This window comes from Pseudodesulfovibrio sp. 7M6 (assembly GCF_050058625.1).
Taxonomy (GTDB): Bacteria; Desulfobacterota; Desulfovibrionia; order Desulfovibrionales; family Desulfovibrionaceae; genus Pseudodesulfovibrio; species Pseudodesulfovibrio salinus.
In genome coordinates this window covers 3,664,506-3,682,714 of record NZ_CP188816.1, presented here as the reverse complement: position 1 = coordinate 3,682,714, position 18,209 = coordinate 3,664,506, and the positions used below count along the sequence as shown (strand labels likewise).

The window sequence follows — 18,209 nt, the reverse complement described above, 5'->3', positions numbered from 1 at the left end:
ATGCACTTCTCGGACGGGCAGGTTCCCGAGGATTACCGTAAATACGTTGGCCGCAAGAGTGTCCTGATCGGCTTCAGCGGCGCGGCGCTTATTCTCTGTCTGCTGGTGGCCATTTCCCTGGGGGCTGCGGGCCTGCCGCTGACCGAGGTGGCCAAGAGCCTCGCCGGGCTGGATGTGGCTAGGCGCGTGGATGCCATTATCTGGAACATCCGCCTGCCGCAGGCGCTGGCGGCCATCATGGCCGGAGCCGCCCTGTCGGTCTCCGGTACGGCCATGCAGTCCATCCTGCGTAATCCGCTGGGGTCGCCATTCACCCTCGGCATCTCCCATGCCGCGGCCTTTGGCGCGGCCCTCTCGGTTATGACATTAGGTGGCGGCATAATGGCTTCGTCCCCCACCGACGCGGTGAATATCACCAATCCCTATCTGACAACCGCCGTGGCATTTGCCTTCAGTATTGCCGCCGCCGGGGTCATCATCGCTGTTTCCCGGCTGCGCGGCGCAACCCCGGAGGTAATGGTCCTTACCGGTGTGGCCCTTGGCGCGCTCTTCACCGCCGGGACCATGTTCCTGCAATACTTTGCGGACGACGTGCAGCTTGCCGCCATGATCTTCTGGACCTTTGGCGACACAGCCCGGGCCTCCTGGACCGAGGTGGGCATCATCAGCGCGGCAACCGTGCTCTGCTCCGCCTATTTCATGGCAAACAGCTGGAACTACAACGCCATTGACGCGGGCGACGAAACCGCCAAGGGACTCGGCGTGCGCGTGGAGCGGGTGCGGATGCTCGGTATGTTGCTCGCTTCCATGCTCACCGCCTTTGTCATAGCCTTTCTCGGCATCATCGGCTTTGTCGGCCTGGTGGTGCCGCACATGGTCCGGCGCGTTATCGGCTCGGACCACCGCTTTCTCATTCCGGCGTCCATCCTGGTCGGCGGGCTGCTCCTGCTCCTTTCGGACACGGCTGCCCGGCTAATCCTGGCACCGCATGTGCTGCCCGTCTCCGTTCTCACGGCATTCATGGGCGCACCGGTCTTCATCTACCTCATCATAAGGGGACAAAAAAGATGATCCTCTCCGTATCGGACCTGGACTTTCACTATGGTTCGCACAACGTGCTCGGCGACGTGGATTTCAACCTGGAAAGCGGTGAGCTGCTCGCCATTCTCGGCCCCAACGGCGTGGGCAAGACCACCCTGCTCAAGTGCATCAACGCCATTCACTCTCCCTCTGCCGGAGCCGTGCTGGTGGAAGACCGCAACGTGCTCAAAATGCGGCCGCACGAGATAGCCCTGACCATCGGCTACGTGGCCCAGCGCTCCGAATCAGCCCGGCTGACCGTGTTCGACGCAGTGCTCATGGGCCGCAAACCGCACGTCAAATGGAAGGTCTCGGACCACGACCTCGAAATCGTTGATTCCGCCATAAAGCGGCTCAACATGGAGCACCTCTCCCTGCGCTACATTGACCAGCTGAGCGGCGGCGAACTGCAAAAGGTCGCCATAGCCCGGGCCATGGTCCAGGAACCGCGACTGCTCCTGCTGGACGAGCCTACCAGCTCCCTGGACCTCAAGAGCCAGGTCGATATCCTGAACATGCTGCGCCACATCATTACCGAACACGGCCTGGGCGCGATCATGACCATGCACGACCTGAACACCGCCCTGCGCTATGCGGACAAGGTCCTGTTCCTCAAGGACGGACACATCCACTCCACCGGACCGGCCTGTCAGGTCACGCCCAAGGTAGTGGAAGAGGTTTACGGCCTGCCCGTGGACATTCACAACATCAGCGGACGGCTCATGGTCGTGCCCGTCGCCTGATTCATCACCCAATTCCATAAGGATATATCATGCCCTGCACCATCCCCGAAGATATCATAAACTCCACCATTGCCTACCACGGCCACATCTGCCCCGGACTGTCCATCGGTATCCGTGCCGCCGAACTCGGTATGCGCGAAGTGGGCGACCCAGCCACTATCCAGATGGTGGCTGTATCCGAAACCGACATGTGCGGCGTGGACGCCATCCAGTTCATCACAGGCTGCACCCTCGGCAAGGGCAACTTCATCCACCGCGACTACGGTAAAATGGCCTTCTCCTTCTTCAACCGCGAGACCGGCAAAGGCATCCGCGCCGTACTCACTCCCAACCGTTCCACCCTCTTCCGGGAATTCCGGGAACTGACCAGCAAGGAAGCCAAAGGACAACTGGACGAACAGGGCAAACAAACCGTCCAGGAGTTGCGCCCCCGGCTCCAGAAGGAAATCATGCAACTGGAACTCGAAGACCTCTTCGACGTCGCCCCCCTCGAAACCGGTCTGCCCCGCCCTCCGCAAGTGCTCGAAAGCCTTGTCTGCACAAACTGCGGAGAAGCCACCATGGAATCGAGAACCCGACGAATGGGCGGCAAGACGTACTGCATTCCCTGTTTCGAAAAGATTGATCAGAAGTTGTAAGGCGTAAATATGGCGTAGGAGAGGCCTCCGGCGGCCCCTTCGGGGAGACCAGGGCGCTGCCCTGGACCTGCTCAAGGCTATGGCCTTGAGAATCCATTTTCCGCTTTCGCGGGGGCGTAACTTGCAGGGACGACTCTCGGCTGGCGGTGCGGACGGTTCCGTCCTTTCATGCCGGGTAACGGTTTGCGCCGAAAAAAGCGGATCGGAGTCAGTGCTGCTTACCGCACCACCGTCAGCCGCTTTTTTCGGCGCAAACCGGGGTGTTTTTTAAAACAAAATTTCATTTACCCAAAAACACCCTATCTTTACCTCTTTTCCAAACCGCCGTCCTGACAAGTCTTTCAAGCTCCTCCCTTATTCCCAGACGGCGGAGGCTACTGTCTGTGAAGATTTGACTAATCCGCTTTTCGTCCCGACAGGGCGAAAAGCGGATTAGTCAAAGATTTGCGGACGCCACACAGCCGATACCCGCCAAGCCCACCGCCAACCAACTCCCAACCCCCAGGCTCCTGCCCCGCGCAGCGGCAAAAGGGATCCAAGGGCCTTAGCCCTTGGCAGGTCCAGGGCAGCGCCCTGGCCGTCGGAGACGCCCGCCGGCGAGGCCTTTTCCATCACTCATACAATAGTTACAGACACTCCCGACAATAAACAAAAAATAGGCAGCCGAAATATTTCGGCTGCCTATTTTATTTTCAATTATTTTAGATACTAGAAGCTCGGTATATCGTCCACTTTTTCGGTGAGCAGGAACTTGCCGTCTTCGATCCATTTTTTCAGTTTGTCGGCCACTTCGAGGGACATGGAGTAGGAAGTTACCGGCACTGCCGAGGTCTTTTTTCCGTTCACTTCGATTTCGCCGGAGCGGAGCTGCTCGAAGGTAACGCGGCCGAGCTCGCGGGGGATGCCGTTGGGGTAGTCGTAACCGTAGTCCTTGATGGGCATGGTGATGTCCGCATCCGAGACCGAGGTGAAGAAGGCCATTTCCTCGTTGAGCATGGGGATGGGGATACCGACGCCCAGGGCGAGGGACGGGCCGTAGCCGGTCAGGGACTGGGCGCGGACGTAGCGGGCGTCCATTTGCTTCAGGTCACCCTTGAGCATGAGCGTGCCTGAGGGATTGACGGGCAGTCCGCGTTCGTTGCGTTTGGGCTTTTGAACATGCTGGGTACCCTCGCCGATGACGTAGCCGATACCGCCGCCGAGGAAGATGCGCGTGCCCATGCCGATGGTCTTGTAGTACGGATCATTGAACAGGGGCGAGAGCTGGCCTGCAGTGGCAAAGTTGCAGTTGCCGCAATTGGACTTGAGCGGGCCCATATACGTATAGATGGTCCGGCTGGTCAGGTTCACGGCCGCATTGTAGTTCTGGTAGCAGTTGCGCGGGTTGAGCATCCAGGCGTTGGGCAGGTCGGCCAGGGTAACATCCTTGTCCAGTTCGCGGCGCGGATAGCAGTCGGTGCCGAATGCCTTGGCACGCAGGTGTACGGCCTTGCCGCGCAGCAGATCCTCGATGACATGGCCTCCACCGTACGCAAAGCGGCCGGGGTGGACCTTGTTCAGCGGATCGTCCTCGGAGGGCTCTGTGGCGCCAATATACGCATCTACGGCGGCAATGCCGCAGTAGCAGGGCACGTTGTTCAGCCACAGCTTGGAAACCTTCATGACGGGCGGCTGCTGGCCTATGTTGAAGAGCAGGCCGGATGAGCACATGGGTGAGAAGGTACCGGTGGTCACGACGTCCACTTCCTGAGCGGCGCGGACCTTGCCCTCCTTCTGCACGATGCGGATCATCTCCTCGGCATTGACCACCACGGCCTTGCCTTTGCGGATCCTGTCATTGATCTCGGCTATGGTTTTATTCACCTGAAATTGTGCCATAAATTCCTCCGTATGCCGCCCTTAAAAGAACGGCCTGGGGACCCGACGGGCGGGTTCTTGCGCTTATTGTGTTTAATTTGCGGCTGTGCCGCGTCTATTTCATTCCATCAAGTCGTTATGCACCCAGCCTCAAAAAATGCGGCTGCGGCCCGATCAGACCCATTGTAACCGTGTCTGAGAATCCGGAACGGACCGGTTGCAACGGGGATCGCCTGCGGGTTAATAAAAAATAAATTTGAAGCGGCGTTGTCCGCCTCCCTTTCCGAACGCAGGCGATTGCGTGCTAATTAGTAGAAATCAGCCCTGGGCACAAGAACGTGTTGGAACCCAAGCTTGAACCTTTGACCACAATCCTCATAATCACAGTAAAATATCTTTTTATTTCACAAAATTGTCCTGTAGATAACTACCCTTTTTCAACAGAACCGCCACGCGGGCGTCTCCAAAAGGAAAATACGTATTTTTTCGGACCGCAAAGCTTGGCTTCCCGGCTATTTTAATGTATATGGTCGAAGGAGTTTCGGGATTTTTTTTAGACTTGAAATCCCTATTTTTTATAACTGTAAATTTAACTGGTTAGAAAAGACTATTTAACGGTTCGGTTCAGCGTGAAACAATCTCTCCGTACGCATCTCCTCCAGACCAACTCAGACGACGATCTCAAGCGCTGGTTTGATCCGTTGCAGTTTGACTACGATGAGGAAAACAAACGGGTCACCGTGGGTTTTCCCCATGCCTTTTTCGCCAAGTGGTTCGAAAGCGAAATCCAGGACAAATTCGAGGCACAACTGAACATGTTTCTGGGTACCAGATACATGGTCAGTTACCGCGACAACGGCACTTCCGACCGGGCCACGGGCGTTCAGGCCTCGGAAGTGGTCAAACGCATTGACTTTCCCTTTGGCCAGGAATTCACCTTCGACACCTTTCTGATCAACAAGAAAAACTATTTTCCCATTGCCTCGGCCAAGGAAGTGGCCAAGCAGTCCGGTTCGCTGTTCAACCCGTTCATCATCTGCGGCCCCGGCGGCTCGGGCAAGACCCACCTCATCAAGTCCGTGGGCAACGAGATCAGCAAGAAACACGATTATTCGACCATTTTCCTGGGCACCATGGATGAACTGAACTCGCTCTATACCATCCAGTTCAGGGGCGATCCGTTCCGGGCACGCAACCATCTGTTCGAATACGATTTCCTGTTTCTGGACGACTTCCACAAGATTCGGGAATATCCCCATTTCCAGCAGGAACTGGTCAATATCTTCAACCACTTCTACGACAATAAGAAACAAATGGTCATCACCTGCCGGGACAAGGTGACCAGTTACGATTTTCTGGATGAAAGCCTGCAATCCAGACTGGGGTGGGGACTCATCGTCACCCTCAAGGAACCGGATCTGGAGATCCGCGTAGGCTACATCCAGCGCCAATGCCGCATGAAGCGGCTGAACCTGTCCAAGGAGCAGATTCTGACCCTGGCCCAGCGGTTTGCCGACTTCCGCTATCTCCAGGGCATCCTGCTCAAGCTCTTCGCCTTCAAGGAGCTGGTCAAAAAAGACCTGACCCAGAAGGACTTCCAGCACATCCTCTCCAACACCGAGGAAAAAACCACAGACGACCTGACGCCCAAGAAAATCATGAGCGTGGTCAGTGAGCACTTCAACATCCACATCAAGGACCTGACCGGGTCCAAACGCCACCAGCACATTGCCCAGGCAAGACAAGTGGCCATGTTCCTGTGCCGCACCATGCTCAATACGTCCTACCCCTCACTGGGACGCGCCTTTGGCGGAAAGGACCACTCGACGGTTCTGTACTCGGTTAAAAAAATAGATCAATTACAGGAAGATGACATGGATTTGAAACAACTGTTGAAAACCCTGAAGCAAAAGTGTCGCATGACGTGATCATAACTCGAAAGCGCGAAGTTGGGAAAACCAACACCGTTTTAACGAACCAGGTTGTGTGCATAAATTCTTCATCTATTCCGGCAGGATATGCTGGAAACGAACATAGGAACCGGGGCAATAAATCCCTATTAAGGAGATATTGTTTATGTTTTTGAAAGTGAACAGAGACGAAATCATTGAAGGCCTGCAGAAGTCGGCGAACATCATACCGGCCAAAACGGGCGCCGCTTTCCTGCGGACCATCTGGCTGCAGTGCGAGAACGGCAACCTGAATGTCATGTCCACGGACTCCAACCTTGAGTTCAAGGGCTCCTATCCGGCGTCCATTGATGAGGACGGTCTGGCGGGCGTGCAGGGCAGGGCCTTTTACGATCTGGTAAAGCAGCTCCGGAACGACCAGGGCGAATTGACCATCCATACGGATGAGGGGTCGGCCAACGTCCTGGTGGAGCAGAAGGCCAGGAAATACAAGTTTCCGGTCAACGACCCCGACTGGTTCCAGAAGTTTTCCGCTTTCCCGGAAGACAACACCGTGTTCTGGTCCGGCGACTTCCTGCATGAGATCATCGACAAGATCTCGTTCTGCATTTCGGACGAGGATTCCATGGAGGCCATCGCCTGCATCTACTTTGTCCCCCACGAGAAGGACGGCATCAAGACGGTGGAGGTCTGCGGTCTGAACGGCCACCAGTTCGCCATGTTCAACTTCGTCAATGACGACATCCACGCCATGCTCCCGGAAGAGGGAGTGCTCATTCAGAAGAAGTATCTGGCCGAGCTCAAGAAGTGGCTGACCGCCGACGAGATCGAACTGGCCATTTCCGAGAAGCGGCTTTTCTTCCGTACCGGCAACCAGCGCGAGACCTTTACCCTGCCGCTGTCCTACTACCAGTATCCGAACTATCATAACTTTCTGGCCAAGCTTGGCGATCCCGATGTCTCCACCCTGGAAGTAAAGCGGATGGAACTGGTGGATGCCCTGTCCCGCGTGGCCCTGTTCAACACCGACTCCAACCGGTGCGCCTACTTTGCCTTTGCCGGCAACGAGGTGACCATTTCCGCCCAGGGCCAGGAGACGGGAACCGCGCGCGAGTCCCTGGACGCCACGTTTACCGGCGACATGCAGCGCATCGCCTTCCCGACCAGGAATCTCATTGAGATTCTCAACCACTTCAATTCCGAGACCGTCAAGTTCACGCTGACCGGCACCGAGGCACCCTGCGGCGTCTCCGGCCCGGACGACAAGGACTACAACGTGATAGTCATGCCTATGATGATTCAGGAAGAGACGTACTACACAGAGGAAAATGCCTAGATGAGCGAACAGTACAATGCCGATTCAATTACCGTCCTAGAGGGACTGGAGGCTGTCCGGAAACGTCCGGCCATGTACATCGGCTCCACCGACATCCGGGGCCTGCACCATCTTGTCTACGAGGTTATCGACAACTCCATTGACGAGGCCATGGCCGGGTACTGCGACAAGATCAAGGTCACCCTGCACATGGACAACTCCTGCACCGTGTCCGACAACGGCCGCGGTATTCCGGTGGATATCCACCCTAAGGAAAAAGTGCCGGCCGTGCAGCTGGCCATGACCACTTTGCACGCGGGCGGCAAGTTCGACTCTGAAACCTACAAGGTTTCCGGCGGCCTGCACGGCGTTGGCGTATCCTGCGTCAATGCCCTTTCGGAGTTCATGGAAACCACGGTCCGCCGCAATGGCAAGACCTACCGGATGAAATTCGAGCGGGGCCACGTGGTTTCCGAGCTTGAGGAAATCGGTGAGTCCACCCACACCGGCACCACTCAGCGGTTCCGGCCCGATGACGAAATCTTTGAGGTCAACCAGTTCGATTACGACGTGCTGCGCAAGCGGTTCAAAGAGCTGGCCTACCTTAACTCCGGCCTGGAGATCGAATTCTTCGACGAACGCAATAGCGAAGCCGAGCCCGAGACCTTTAAGTTCACCGGCGGCATCCGCCAGTACGTCAAGGATCTGAACACCAATCAGACCACCATCGGCGAGATCGTCTACGGCGAAGGGGAGCAGGAGAACATCATTGTCGAGTTCGCCCTGCAGTACACGGCCGGATACAAGGAAAACACCTACACCTTCGCCAACAACATCCGAACCATTGAGGGTGGTACCCATCTGGCGGGCTACAAGGCCGCTCTGACGCGTGCAATCAACAATTACACACAGAATGCCGACCTGCCCAAGAAACTCATTCAGAAGCTAACTGGCGACGATGTACGCGAGGGTCTGACCTCGGTCATCTCCGTCAAGCTGCCCGAGCCCCAGTTCGAGGGCCAGACCAAGACCAAGCTCGGCAACTCCGAGGCGGCCGGTCTGGTGGCAGCGGTCATCTATGACAAGCTGAATGTCTTCTTCGAGGAAAATCCCAAGGAAGCCCGGTTCATCATCGAAAAGGTGGTGGACGCCGCCCGTGCCCGCGAGGCCGCCCGCAAGGCGCGCGACCTGGTGCGACGCAAGGGCGCGCTTTCGGACAACTCCCTGCCCGGCAAGCTGGCGGATTGCCAGTCCAAGAAACCGGAGGATTCCGAAATATTCATCGTTGAGGGTGACTCCGCAGGCGGTTCGGCCAAGCAGGGCCGCGACCCGAAGATTCAGGCCATTCTGCCCCTGCGCGGCAAGATCCTGAACGTGGAAAAGACCCGTATGGACAAGATGCTCGGTAACAAGGAAATTCGGGCCCTCATCACCGCGCTCGGCATTGGCATCGGGCACGAGGAGGATGAAAAGGACTACGACAAGCTGCGCTACCACAAGGTCGTCATCATGACTGATGCTGATGTTGACGGTTCGCACATTCGTACCCTGCTGCTTACCTTTTTCTTCCGCCAGTACGAGGAATTGATCAACCGGGGCAACCTGTACATCGCCCAGCCGCCGCTCTTCCGTGTCAGCAAGGGCAAGTTCGAGCAGTTCATCAAGGACGAGGTGGAGCTGGACAACTTCCTGATGGATAAGGTTAACGCCGATCTGATCGTCAAGACAGCGGCCGGTGGCGAGCTGACCGGCAATGACCTCATGGAGTTGATGAAGAAGATCCGGTTCCTGCGCGGCAAATTCCACGAGGCGGAGACCGCCGGTGTGGAACCCGTGCTCTACCAGCTGCTGCTGGATCATCCGGAGCGCATCTCCTTCACCCATTTTGAGGATCACGATCCCGAAGCCTTCAGCAAGGCCTTCGAGGACCTGGGATACACCGTCTCCATTGAGGTGGAGCACGACCACGAGCTGGACAAGGACCGGACCCATGTGGTGTTCGAAAACCAGAACGCCCACCGCACCCGGCTGGCCATGGAGTTCTTCCACTCCAAGCTCTACAAGCATGCCTACACCACGTACAGTGAACTCAAGACGGCCTGCGGCGGTCTGGAATTCGTCATCGTGGTCAAGGATGCCGCCGAAATTCCGGTTCGGGGCGTGTTCAACCTCTACGATACCATCATCGACGAGGCCCACAAGGGCTGGAACATCCAGCGCTACAAGGGTCTGGGCGAAATGAACCCGGAACAGCTGTGGGAAACCACCATGGACCCGGAAAAACGGACCATGCTTCAGGTCAAGATTGAAGACGTGGCCGCAGCCAATGACATCTTCGTGGACCTGATGGGCGACAACGTCGAGCCCCGGCGCGACTTCATCGAGAAGAACGCCCTGGCTGTTCAGGAATTGGACATCTAAGTTTAAAGAGGAAGACCGGGGGAAAACTTTTGAAAAAGTTTTTCCCCGGCCCCCTTTTCAAAACTTTTTAGCTCACCGCCGCAGGGTGAAGGCAGAAACCTGAATAAAAGGTCAAGCGGCGGTGGGAAGAGTAGCCGCAGGCAGTGGCAACTCGATGTTCATAACTAACGTAACTGGATGAATTTTAAGTAATATACAGCAACGATTCGCCGCCGTGACAAAGTTGGGAAGTTTGATCCTATCCCACGGCGGCGAAACAAAAAGTTTGGGAGATTCCCAAGAATCTTTTTCAAAAGGTTCTTGGGCCGCCGGAGGCAAAGTCCGCAAGGCGCAACAGGCGGCATCCCAGGAGGCTGAATGAACGAAACGATTACTATCGAACGGGAGATGCGGAAGAGTTACCTTGAGTACTCGCTGTCCGTCATCATAGGACGCGCGATCCCCGACGTGCGCGACGGGTTGAAACCCGTTCACCGCCGCATACTTTACGCCATGCACGACCTGGCCAACTACTTCAACAGGCCGTACAAGAAGTCCGCACGTGTGGTCGGTGACGTTATCGGTAAATACCACCCGCACGGTGACTCGGCTGTTTACGATGCCTTGGTCCGTATGGCGCAGGACTTTTCCATGCGCGACACGCTGGTGGACGGCCAGGGTAACTTCGGTTCCATCGACGGCGACTCCGCGGCAGCAATGCGTTACACCGAAGTACGCATGGCCAGGCTCTGTGCGGAGTTCCTCGGCGATATCGAAAAGAACACCGTTGATTTCGGGCCCAACTACGACAACTCCCTACAGGAGCCTTTGGTGCTGCCCACCAAGGTGCCCAACCTGCTGCTCAACGGCACCACGGGTATCGCGGTCGGCATGGCCACCAATATCCCGCCCCACAACCTGGGTGAACTGATCGACGGTACGGTCCATTTGTTGGACAATCCGTCCTGCTCGGTGGCCGACATCATGGAGTTTGTCCAGGGACCGGACTTCCCCACCGGCGGCACGGTATTCGGCGGCCAGGGGCTCGTCGACGCCTACATGACCGGCCGCGGCTCCATCAAGATCCGTGGTGTGGTCGAGGTTGAGGAAGCCAGGAAGGGCCACAAGGAATGCATCGTCATCCGCGAGATTCCTTACGCGCTGAACAAATCCACCCTGGTGGAGAAGATAGCCAACCTGGTCCACGAGAAACGGATCGACGGCATTGCCGACCTGCGCGACGAATCCGACCGCAAGGGTATCCGCATCGTCATGGACCTGAAGCGCGGCGCCATTCCCGACATCATCATCAACGCGCTGTACAAGTACACGCCCCTTGAGACGAGCTTCGGCATCAACATGATGGCTGTTGTGGGCAAACGGCCCATGCTGCTCAACCTCAAGGAGGTTCTGAGCCACTTCCTGGAGCACCGCCGCGAGGTGGTCATCCGCCGCACCAAGTTCGATCTGGAAAAATGCGAGAAGCGTGTCCACATCTTGGAAGGCTTGCGCATCGCCCTGGACAACATCGACGAAGTGGTCAAGCTGATCCGGGCATCCAAGTCCCCGGACGACGCGCGTACCGCCCTTATGGACCGCTTCGGGTTTTCGGAAATCCAGGCCAAGGCCATTCTGGACATGCGTTTGCAGAAGCTGACCGGTCTGGAACACGACAAGCTGCTGGAAGAACTCGCCGAACTGCTCAAGAAGATTGAATACTTCCGTTCCATTCTGGAAAACGAGGAAGTGCTGAAATCGGTCATTCGGGAAGAACTGCGCGAGATCAAGAACACCTACGCCACGCCGCGTAAGTCCGAGCTGCTCAAGGCTGATCTGGACGCCATCGACATCGAGGATCTCATTCCCGATGAAGAAACCGTCATCACCCTGTCCCAGCGCGGTTATATCAAGCGCACGCCGCTTTCCAACTACACGGCCCAGAAACGGGGCGGCAAGGGTATCGCCGGTGTGCAGACGAGTGATGGTGACTTCATCCACACCTTTATGCTTACCAGTAACCACCAGCACCTTGTCCTGTTCACCAACCTGGGCAAGATGTTCAAAATCAAGGTGCATCAGGTTCCCGAAGGCTCCCGCTATGCCAAGGGCGGCCATGTGAACAACCTGCTGCCGCTGGAAAAGGACGAGTTTATCGCCACCGCGCTTTCCCTGCGTGAGTTCGACGATGACCGTTTCTTCCTGTTCGTGACCCGCAAGGGCATGATCAAGCGCTCCTCCATCGGCCTGTACGGCAATTGCCGGGCAACCGGTATTCGCGCCGTAAACCTGCGCGACAACGATGAGCTGATGACCGTGCGCGAGGTTGAGCCGGATGTGGATTGCATCCTGGTCAGCCGCGACGGATCGGCTATCCGCTTCCATATCGACGACGCCCGGCCCATGGGTCGCGCCACCGCCGGTGTAAAGGGCATGGCCCTGCGCGGCGATGACGTGGTCGTATCCTGCGAGGTGACCGGCGATTCGGAACGCGAACAGCTGCTCACGGTGAGCGAGGGCGGCTACGGCAAGCGGACCGGCATCGACCAGTACCGGGTGCAGACACGCGGTGGTAAGGGTATCCTGAACATGCGCCTGACCAACAAGACCGGCAAGGTCGTGGGGGCACGCATGGTCAACGAAACCGACGATGCCATCCTGCTCACGACCCAGAACAAGGTCATCCGCATGTCCGTGGGTGAAATATCCCTGACCCGCGGCCGGGCCACCCAGGGTGTCCGGCTGGTCCGCATGGACGCCGGAAACAAGGTTGCCGGGTTCGATCTGGTCATGGATGACGAAGATGAACTGAATGAGGCGTAAACGGCCTCGGCGGCCGGAGAGGGGGGCAGTGCCTGTCTGCACTGCCTTCCTTCCGGCCTCTCCAACACTGTCTTGGATGGTGTTGCATACTCATTAGGCCACTGGTCGGCACACGAACCGTCCGGGGTGACCGGAATAGTTTTATTTTCGGACTATTATGGCCTACACCTTGAATTTAAAGACGTTATGAGAAAATTTTGAAAATTATTAAATTTTTTCAAAAGATTTTTATTTCGTTGCCGGAGGCGCGGTAACGATAATGCGGCGAGTAATGGCATGTGTGGCGGTTATGCTGATGCTCTGTGTGCTGGGAGGGTGCTGGGGATCCGGCTCGCCCGGGGCCGATGACTTGGAGCAGGCTCGTGATGCGTTCTCCAAAGGCTTCTATCTGGAGGCCGAGAAGGGGTACGAGCGCTATTTGCAGATCGAACCCCAGGGAACTTACCGCAAGGAAGCTTGGGAGCGTCTCAGCGAGATTTGCATAAGCATCAAGGGTGATCTGGACAAGGCCGTGGTTCTGCTGGAAGCCATGTATCTGGAGCTGGGAACAGACCCGGACGAGGCCTGGGAGATAATGAACAAGCTCGGGCAGGTGTATACCCAGATGGGTAATCCTTCCAAGGCGCTTGAATCATACGAAAAGGCGATCACCCATACCGCCGGTAATCCGGATCGGATGTTCCGCGCGCAAATGCGCATGGCTGAACTGTATCGGGCCACGGGCAACTATGATCTGGTCATAGCCACGCTTGTCAATTGTGCCGAGATAGCGCCGGACAACGATGCCAAGGCACGTTGCCTGTACAAGCTGGCACAGAGTTATTCCTTTATTTCCAGCTGGGGACAGTGCAAACGTTCCATAGACAAGCTCCTCGAACTCGAAGGTGTAAGCAGCGAAACCAAGGCTCTCGCGATTTTCCTGTTGGCCGATTATTACGAGAATGAGCGAGACTATGCCAAGACACGGGAACTTTTGGAATCCATCAGCACGACATATCCGAATCCCAAGGTTGTGGAAGCCCGGCTGGCTAATCTGCCGGTGCTGCCGGACAAGCCGGAAGAACCCGTTCCTCCGGCCAATATGCCGGATCCTCCGGCCCAGGACCCGGAACCAGCTGGCGAAGGCATTTAATATTTGAATAAAAGCCAATAAAAAAAAGAAGGTGTCTCATATTGTATGAGACACCTTTTTTAATTGTATGAGGATAATATCAGCCGTTTTTCGCCAGGCTAAAGGCGTTTTCGTCCACGTACCAGAGGGTTTCTTCAGCATCTATCCGGGCGGCCGGGTAACGGTCCGGGGCAGTCGGGTCATTGACGATGTCCCGAATAAGCGGGGCCTTTCCGGCTCCGGTAGCCATGAACAGCGCGGTGCGGGCATTGTTGAATACCGGCAGGGTAAACGTGACCCTGTCCACCTTGGGATCGGCGGCGGGGTCCGTCACCGGAACCGCCCATTCCTTGGATTCCAGTTCCTTGTGGCCGGGATAAAGCGACGCGGTGTGCCCATCCATTCCCATTCCCTGGATAACCAGATCGAACCGGGGCAATGTCTCAGTGCCGAAGGCTGTTTCCAGATCGCGGATCAGTTGTTCGCACGCCTTTTCCGCGCCCAGTTCACCGCGAATCCGCACCACGTTTTGTTCCACCACGGGCACATGGTCCAGCAGCGTGACCCGCGCTCTGCGGTAGTTGCTGTATTCATGGTGAGGACCCACGGCACGGTCGTCGCCCCAGAAAAACAGGATGCGATCCCATGGAATGGCATTGCGCCACGTGGGAAAGGTCAGCCGCTGAAAAAGCGGCACCGGCGTTGCTCCGCCGGAAAGGGCCACCGTAAAACGGCCCCGCTCACCCAGCGCCTTGTGGGACATATCGGTAAAAAGCCGCGCCACTGCCTCAGACACGGCTGCAGTATCCTCGAATACATGAAAATCCGCCATGCGATTCCTCCCGCAGCGTTTGCGCGGGACCATTCCATACCAAAAGATTGGCGTCAATCGCTTGATCTTGATTTTATAACGTCCATTCCACATACTCCCTTCTTCAAAGCACTCTCTTTACCGGAGTAAATATGCTGGAAGGCCTGTGGACAATTGAAAATTTGATAGCCCTCATTACCCTGGCTGGGCTGGAAATAGTCCTTGGCATAGACAACATCGTCTTCGTTGTGGTGGTGACCAACAAACTGCCCGAAACCAGCCGGGCCACTGCCCGACGCCTGGGCATCGGGCTGGCCATGATAACCCGTATTGCCCTGCTCCTCGCCATCTCGGCCATCATGGGCCTTACAGCGCCCCTGTTTATCCTCTGGGGCCACGTAGTGTCCGGGCGCGATGTCGTCCTCCTGGCGGGCGGTCTCTTCCTCCTGGCCAAAGCCACGCATGAAATACACGACAAACTCGAAGAACCCGGCCGCGAAGCCACCGGTATCAAGGCCGTCCACTCCATGATCGGCGTCGTTATCCAAATCATGCTTCTCGATGTCGTTTTTTCGCTCGACTCCGTAATCACCGCCGTGGGCATGGCCCAGCATCTCACCGTCATGGTCGCCGCCATCGTCATCGCCGTCGGCGTCATGCTCCTCTTCTCCGGCCCGGTCAGCACCTTTGTCTCCGACCACCCCACCGTCCAGATGCTCGCCTTCTCCTTTCTGCTCCTCGTCGGCATCTTCCTCATGGCCGAAGGCATGCACAAGCACATCGACCGAGGCTACATTTACTTCGCCATGGCCTTTTCCCTCTTTGTGGAATTTCTGAATCTGCGAATGAAGAAACTGCGCGAGAAGCAGGCACGGTAAGAGTGCCTCGCCGGCGGGCGTCTCCGACGGCCAGGGCGCTGCCCTGGACCTGCCAAGGGCTAAGGCCCTTGGATCCCTTTTGCCGCTGCGCGGGGCAGGAGCCTGGGGGTTGGGGGTTGGTTGGCGGTGGGCTTGGCGGGTACCGGCTGTGTGGCGTCCGCAAATCTTTGACTAATCCGCTTTTCGCCCTGCCGGGACGAAAAGCGGATTAGTCAAATCTTCACGGACAGTAGCCTCCGCCGTCTGGGGATAAGGGAGGAGTTTGAAAGACTTGTCAGGACGGCGGGTCGGAACAGGGAGAAAGGCGGAGTTGTTTTTGTGAAAATGAAATTTTGTCTTAAAAAAACACCCCGGTTTGCGCCGAAAAAAGCGGCTGGCAGTGTTGTGGTAAGCAGCACTGACCCTGATCCGCTTTTTTCGGCGCAAACCGTTACACGGCACGGAAGGACGGAACCGTCCGCACGGCCAGACGTGAGTCGTCCCTGCAAGCTACGCCCCCGCGAAAGCGGAAAATGGATTCTCAAGGCCATAGCCTTGAGCAGGTCCAGGGCAGCGCCCTGGTCTCCCCGAAGGGGCCGCCGGAGGCTTTCTTTACGCCTTACATCCAGCGTTCATACCACATCTGGAGCATGAGCAGGTTCCACAGGCGGTACTGGTTGTTTCTGCGTCCTGAAAGATGGTCGGCCAGACAGCGGGCGATGGGTTCGGGATTGAGCAGTCCCTGGTGGCGCAGGCGGTCGGGTGCGAGGAGTTCGTTGGCCCAGTTGCGGAGCGGGCCGCGCAGCCATTGGTCCAGGGGTACGTCGAAACCCGCCTTGGGGCGCTCCATGAGTGAGCGGGGCACGTGTCGGTCGAGGAGGGTGCGCAGCAGGAGTTTGCCTTTGTTTTGGCTGACGAGCATGTGGCGGGGCAGCGACCAGGCAAACTCCAGGACGTGGTGGTCGAGGAATGGTGCGCGGGATTCGAGGGCTACGCCCATGGTGGCGCGGTCCACCTTGTGCAGCACGTCGCCGGGTAGATAGGTCACGGTGTCTATGTACTGCATCCAGGAAAGATAGTCGGGCAGGGACGGCCAGGAGTCGGGGCGGTCCAGGGTGGTCTGCGGTTCAGTGATGCCTGAGAGAAGGGCGGACGGGTCCTGCCAGGTGGAGACGATCTGTTTGTAGAGCGCTTCCCTTGTGCTGGCGCTGAGGGCGTCGGCCAGCTTGTGCGCCTTGTGTCCGGGGGTTGTGATTTTTGCCCTGGCCGGGAGTATGGGGTCGGCCATGTGAAAGAGACGGTCCCAGCCGCCGGGCGGGAGCAGGCGCATGGCTCCGGCCGTGAGGGAGCGGACAGGGGCGGGCAGGTGGCCGAGCCGGGCCCAGAGGGCCGGTGCCCAGAGGTGCCGGTTGTAGCCGCCGAAGGTTTCGTCGCCGCCGTCGCCGGTGAGGCAGACAGTGACGTGCTCGCGGGTCAGGGCTGCCACCAGATGAGTGGGCAGCTGCGAGGAATCGGAAAAGGGCTCGTCGTAGAGGTCGGGCAGGGTCTCCACGAGTTTCAGGACATGGTCCGGGGTGGCGACCAGTTCGGTATGTTCGGTGCCCAGGTGCTCGGCCACGCGGCGGGCGTGGGTGGATTCGTCGTAGTCCGGGTTGGAAAAACCGATGGTAAAGGTCCGCACCGGGCGCGAGGAGCGGGCCTGCATGAGCGCGGTGATGAGCGAGGAGTCGATGCCGCCGGAGAGCAGGGAGCCGAGGGGCACGTCGGCAACCATCTGTCGGGCCACGGCATTGCCCAGCAAGGTTTCCAGCCGGTTGGCGGCCTCGGTTTCCGATCCGGCGAAGGGATTGGATTGGGCGTGTTCCACGGTTTCCTTCAGAGTCCACCATGGGCGCGGGTTCAGTTCGTGCGGGGCGTCGGCCCGGATGGTGAGCAGGTAACCGGGCTGGAGTTTGAAGGTGTCGCTATAGATGGATCGCGGCTCCGGCACATATTGGTAACGCAGGTACAGGGCCAGACTTTGTGGGTCCAGCTCGGGGCGGAAGGCCGGGTTGGCGTGCAGTGCTTTGAGTTCGGAGCCGAAGACCACTCCCTGATCCGTTTTCGCATAGTAGAGCGGCTTTTCGCCCATGCGGTCACGCGCCAGATAGAGAGTTCGGTCCTGGGTATCCCAGAGGGCGCAGGCGAACATGCCGGTGAAACTTTCCAGGGCGGCATCCACGCCCCTGAGTTCGAATGCGGCGAGCATGACCTCGGTATCCGAGTCCGAGCACCAGGCGATGGGACCGTATTGCTCCTCCAGACTGCGGCGTAATTCCTTGAAATTGTAGATTTCACCGTTGTGAGCTAGGATGAATCGGCCGGACGCGGAGCGCATGGGCTGGGCTCCGGCAGGTGAGAGGTCGAGAATGGATAGGCGGCGGTGCCCCAGGGCCATGCCGGTTACCGGGTCGGCATAGGTCCCGTTGTCGTCCGGACCGCGATGGGCCAGGGCGTCGGCCATGCGCCGGGCCAGGGAAGTGAGCCCGTGTGTATCGCCCCGCATTTCGGGGAGGATGAACCCGTTGATTCCACACATATTACGGCTGGTTTATCAGCAGGGCATCCGGAGAGCAAGAACGGCACTGTGGGTGACCTGCGGAAAAATAATCCCCGAAATTGGCAGGA

Annotated in this window: 12 protein-coding genes; 9 read left to right on the top strand and 3 right to left on the bottom strand. The window is 57.7% G+C overall.

Annotated elements, in window-relative coordinates:
- Genes ACI0FG_RS17165 through ACI0FG_RS17155 form a run of 3 tightly spaced genes read left to right on the top strand, consistent with a single transcriptional unit; the run spans position 1 to position 2,461 of the window.
- Entirely contained in the window at positions 1–1,071 is a 1,071-nt protein-coding gene (locus ACI0FG_RS17165) for a FecCD family ABC transporter permease (protein WP_419786233.1), read from the top strand.
- Positions 1,068–1,823, top strand: a complete 756-nt coding sequence (locus ACI0FG_RS17160; protein WP_419786232.1) for an ABC transporter ATP-binding protein — start codon at positions 1,068–1,070, stop codon at positions 1,821–1,823. The genes ACI0FG_RS17165 and ACI0FG_RS17160 overlap by 4 nt, the downstream gene beginning before the upstream one ends.
- Before the next feature lie 29 nt (positions 1,824–1,852).
- Positions 1,853–2,461 (top strand): FmdE family protein, encoded by a 609-nt coding sequence (locus ACI0FG_RS17155; protein ID WP_419786231.1) that lies wholly within the window; start codon positions 1,853–1,855, stop codon positions 2,459–2,461.
- A gap of 708 nt (positions 2,462–3,169) precedes the next feature.
- Here ACI0FG_RS17155 and ACI0FG_RS17150 read toward each other — a convergent pair.
- Entirely contained in the window at positions 3,170–4,339 is a 1,170-nt protein-coding gene (locus tag ACI0FG_RS17150; RefSeq protein ID WP_419786230.1) for a homocysteine biosynthesis protein, read from the bottom strand.
- Positions 4,340–4,947: 608 nt separating this feature from the next.
- On the opposite strand from ACI0FG_RS17150, the gene ACI0FG_RS17145 reads away from it, so the two are divergent.
- The 5 genes from ACI0FG_RS17145 (at position 4,948) to ACI0FG_RS17125 (ending at position 13,895) form a co-directional block, all read left to right on the top strand.
- Positions 4,948–6,246 carry a DnaA ATPase domain-containing protein gene (locus tag ACI0FG_RS17145; RefSeq protein WP_419786229.1) on the top strand — a complete coding sequence of 433 codons (1,299 nt, stop codon included), beginning with the start codon at positions 4,948–4,950 and terminating at the stop codon, positions 6,244–6,246.
- A 148-nt stretch (positions 6,247–6,394) separates the two neighbouring features.
- Positions 6,395–7,564 carry a DNA polymerase III subunit beta gene (gene dnaN / locus ACI0FG_RS17140; RefSeq protein ID WP_419786228.1) on the top strand — a complete coding sequence of 390 codons (1,170 nt, stop codon included), beginning with the start codon at positions 6,395–6,397 and terminating at the stop codon, positions 7,562–7,564.
- Positions 7,565–9,964, top strand: a complete 2,400-nt coding sequence (gene gyrB / locus ACI0FG_RS17135) for a DNA topoisomerase (ATP-hydrolyzing) subunit B (RefSeq protein ID WP_419786227.1) — start codon at positions 7,565–7,567, stop codon at positions 9,962–9,964.
- A 357-nt stretch (positions 9,965–10,321) separates the two neighbouring features.
- Positions 10,322–12,763, top strand: a complete 2,442-nt coding sequence (gene gyrA / locus ACI0FG_RS17130) for a DNA gyrase subunit A (protein WP_419786226.1) — start codon at positions 10,322–10,324, stop codon at positions 12,761–12,763.
- Between the two features lie 259 nt (positions 12,764–13,022).
- On the top strand, positions 13,023–13,895 hold the full coding sequence (locus ACI0FG_RS17125) for a tetratricopeptide repeat protein (RefSeq protein WP_419786225.1): 873 nt from the start codon (positions 13,023–13,025) through the stop codon (positions 13,893–13,895).
- Between the two features lie 79 nt (positions 13,896–13,974).
- On the opposite strand, the gene pgl is transcribed toward ACI0FG_RS17125, so the two are convergent.
- A complete protein-coding gene (gene pgl, locus ACI0FG_RS17120; protein WP_419786224.1) occupies positions 13,975–14,706 on the bottom strand; it encodes a 6-phosphogluconolactonase in 732 nt (243 codons plus the stop codon).
- Positions 14,707–14,837: 131 nt separating this feature from the next.
- On the opposite strand from pgl, the gene ACI0FG_RS17115 reads away from it, so the two are divergent.
- Positions 14,838–15,563, top strand: a complete 726-nt coding sequence (locus ACI0FG_RS17115; RefSeq protein ID WP_419786223.1) for a TerC family protein — start codon at positions 14,838–14,840, stop codon at positions 15,561–15,563.
- Positions 15,564–16,161: 598 nt separating this feature from the next.
- On the opposite strand, the gene asnB is transcribed toward ACI0FG_RS17115, so the two are convergent.
- On the bottom strand, positions 16,162–18,120 hold the full coding sequence (gene asnB, locus ACI0FG_RS17110; RefSeq protein WP_419786222.1) for an asparagine synthase (glutamine-hydrolyzing): 1,959 nt from the start codon (positions 18,118–18,120) through the stop codon (positions 16,162–16,164).
- Between the last annotated feature and the right edge of the window lie 89 nt (positions 18,121–18,209).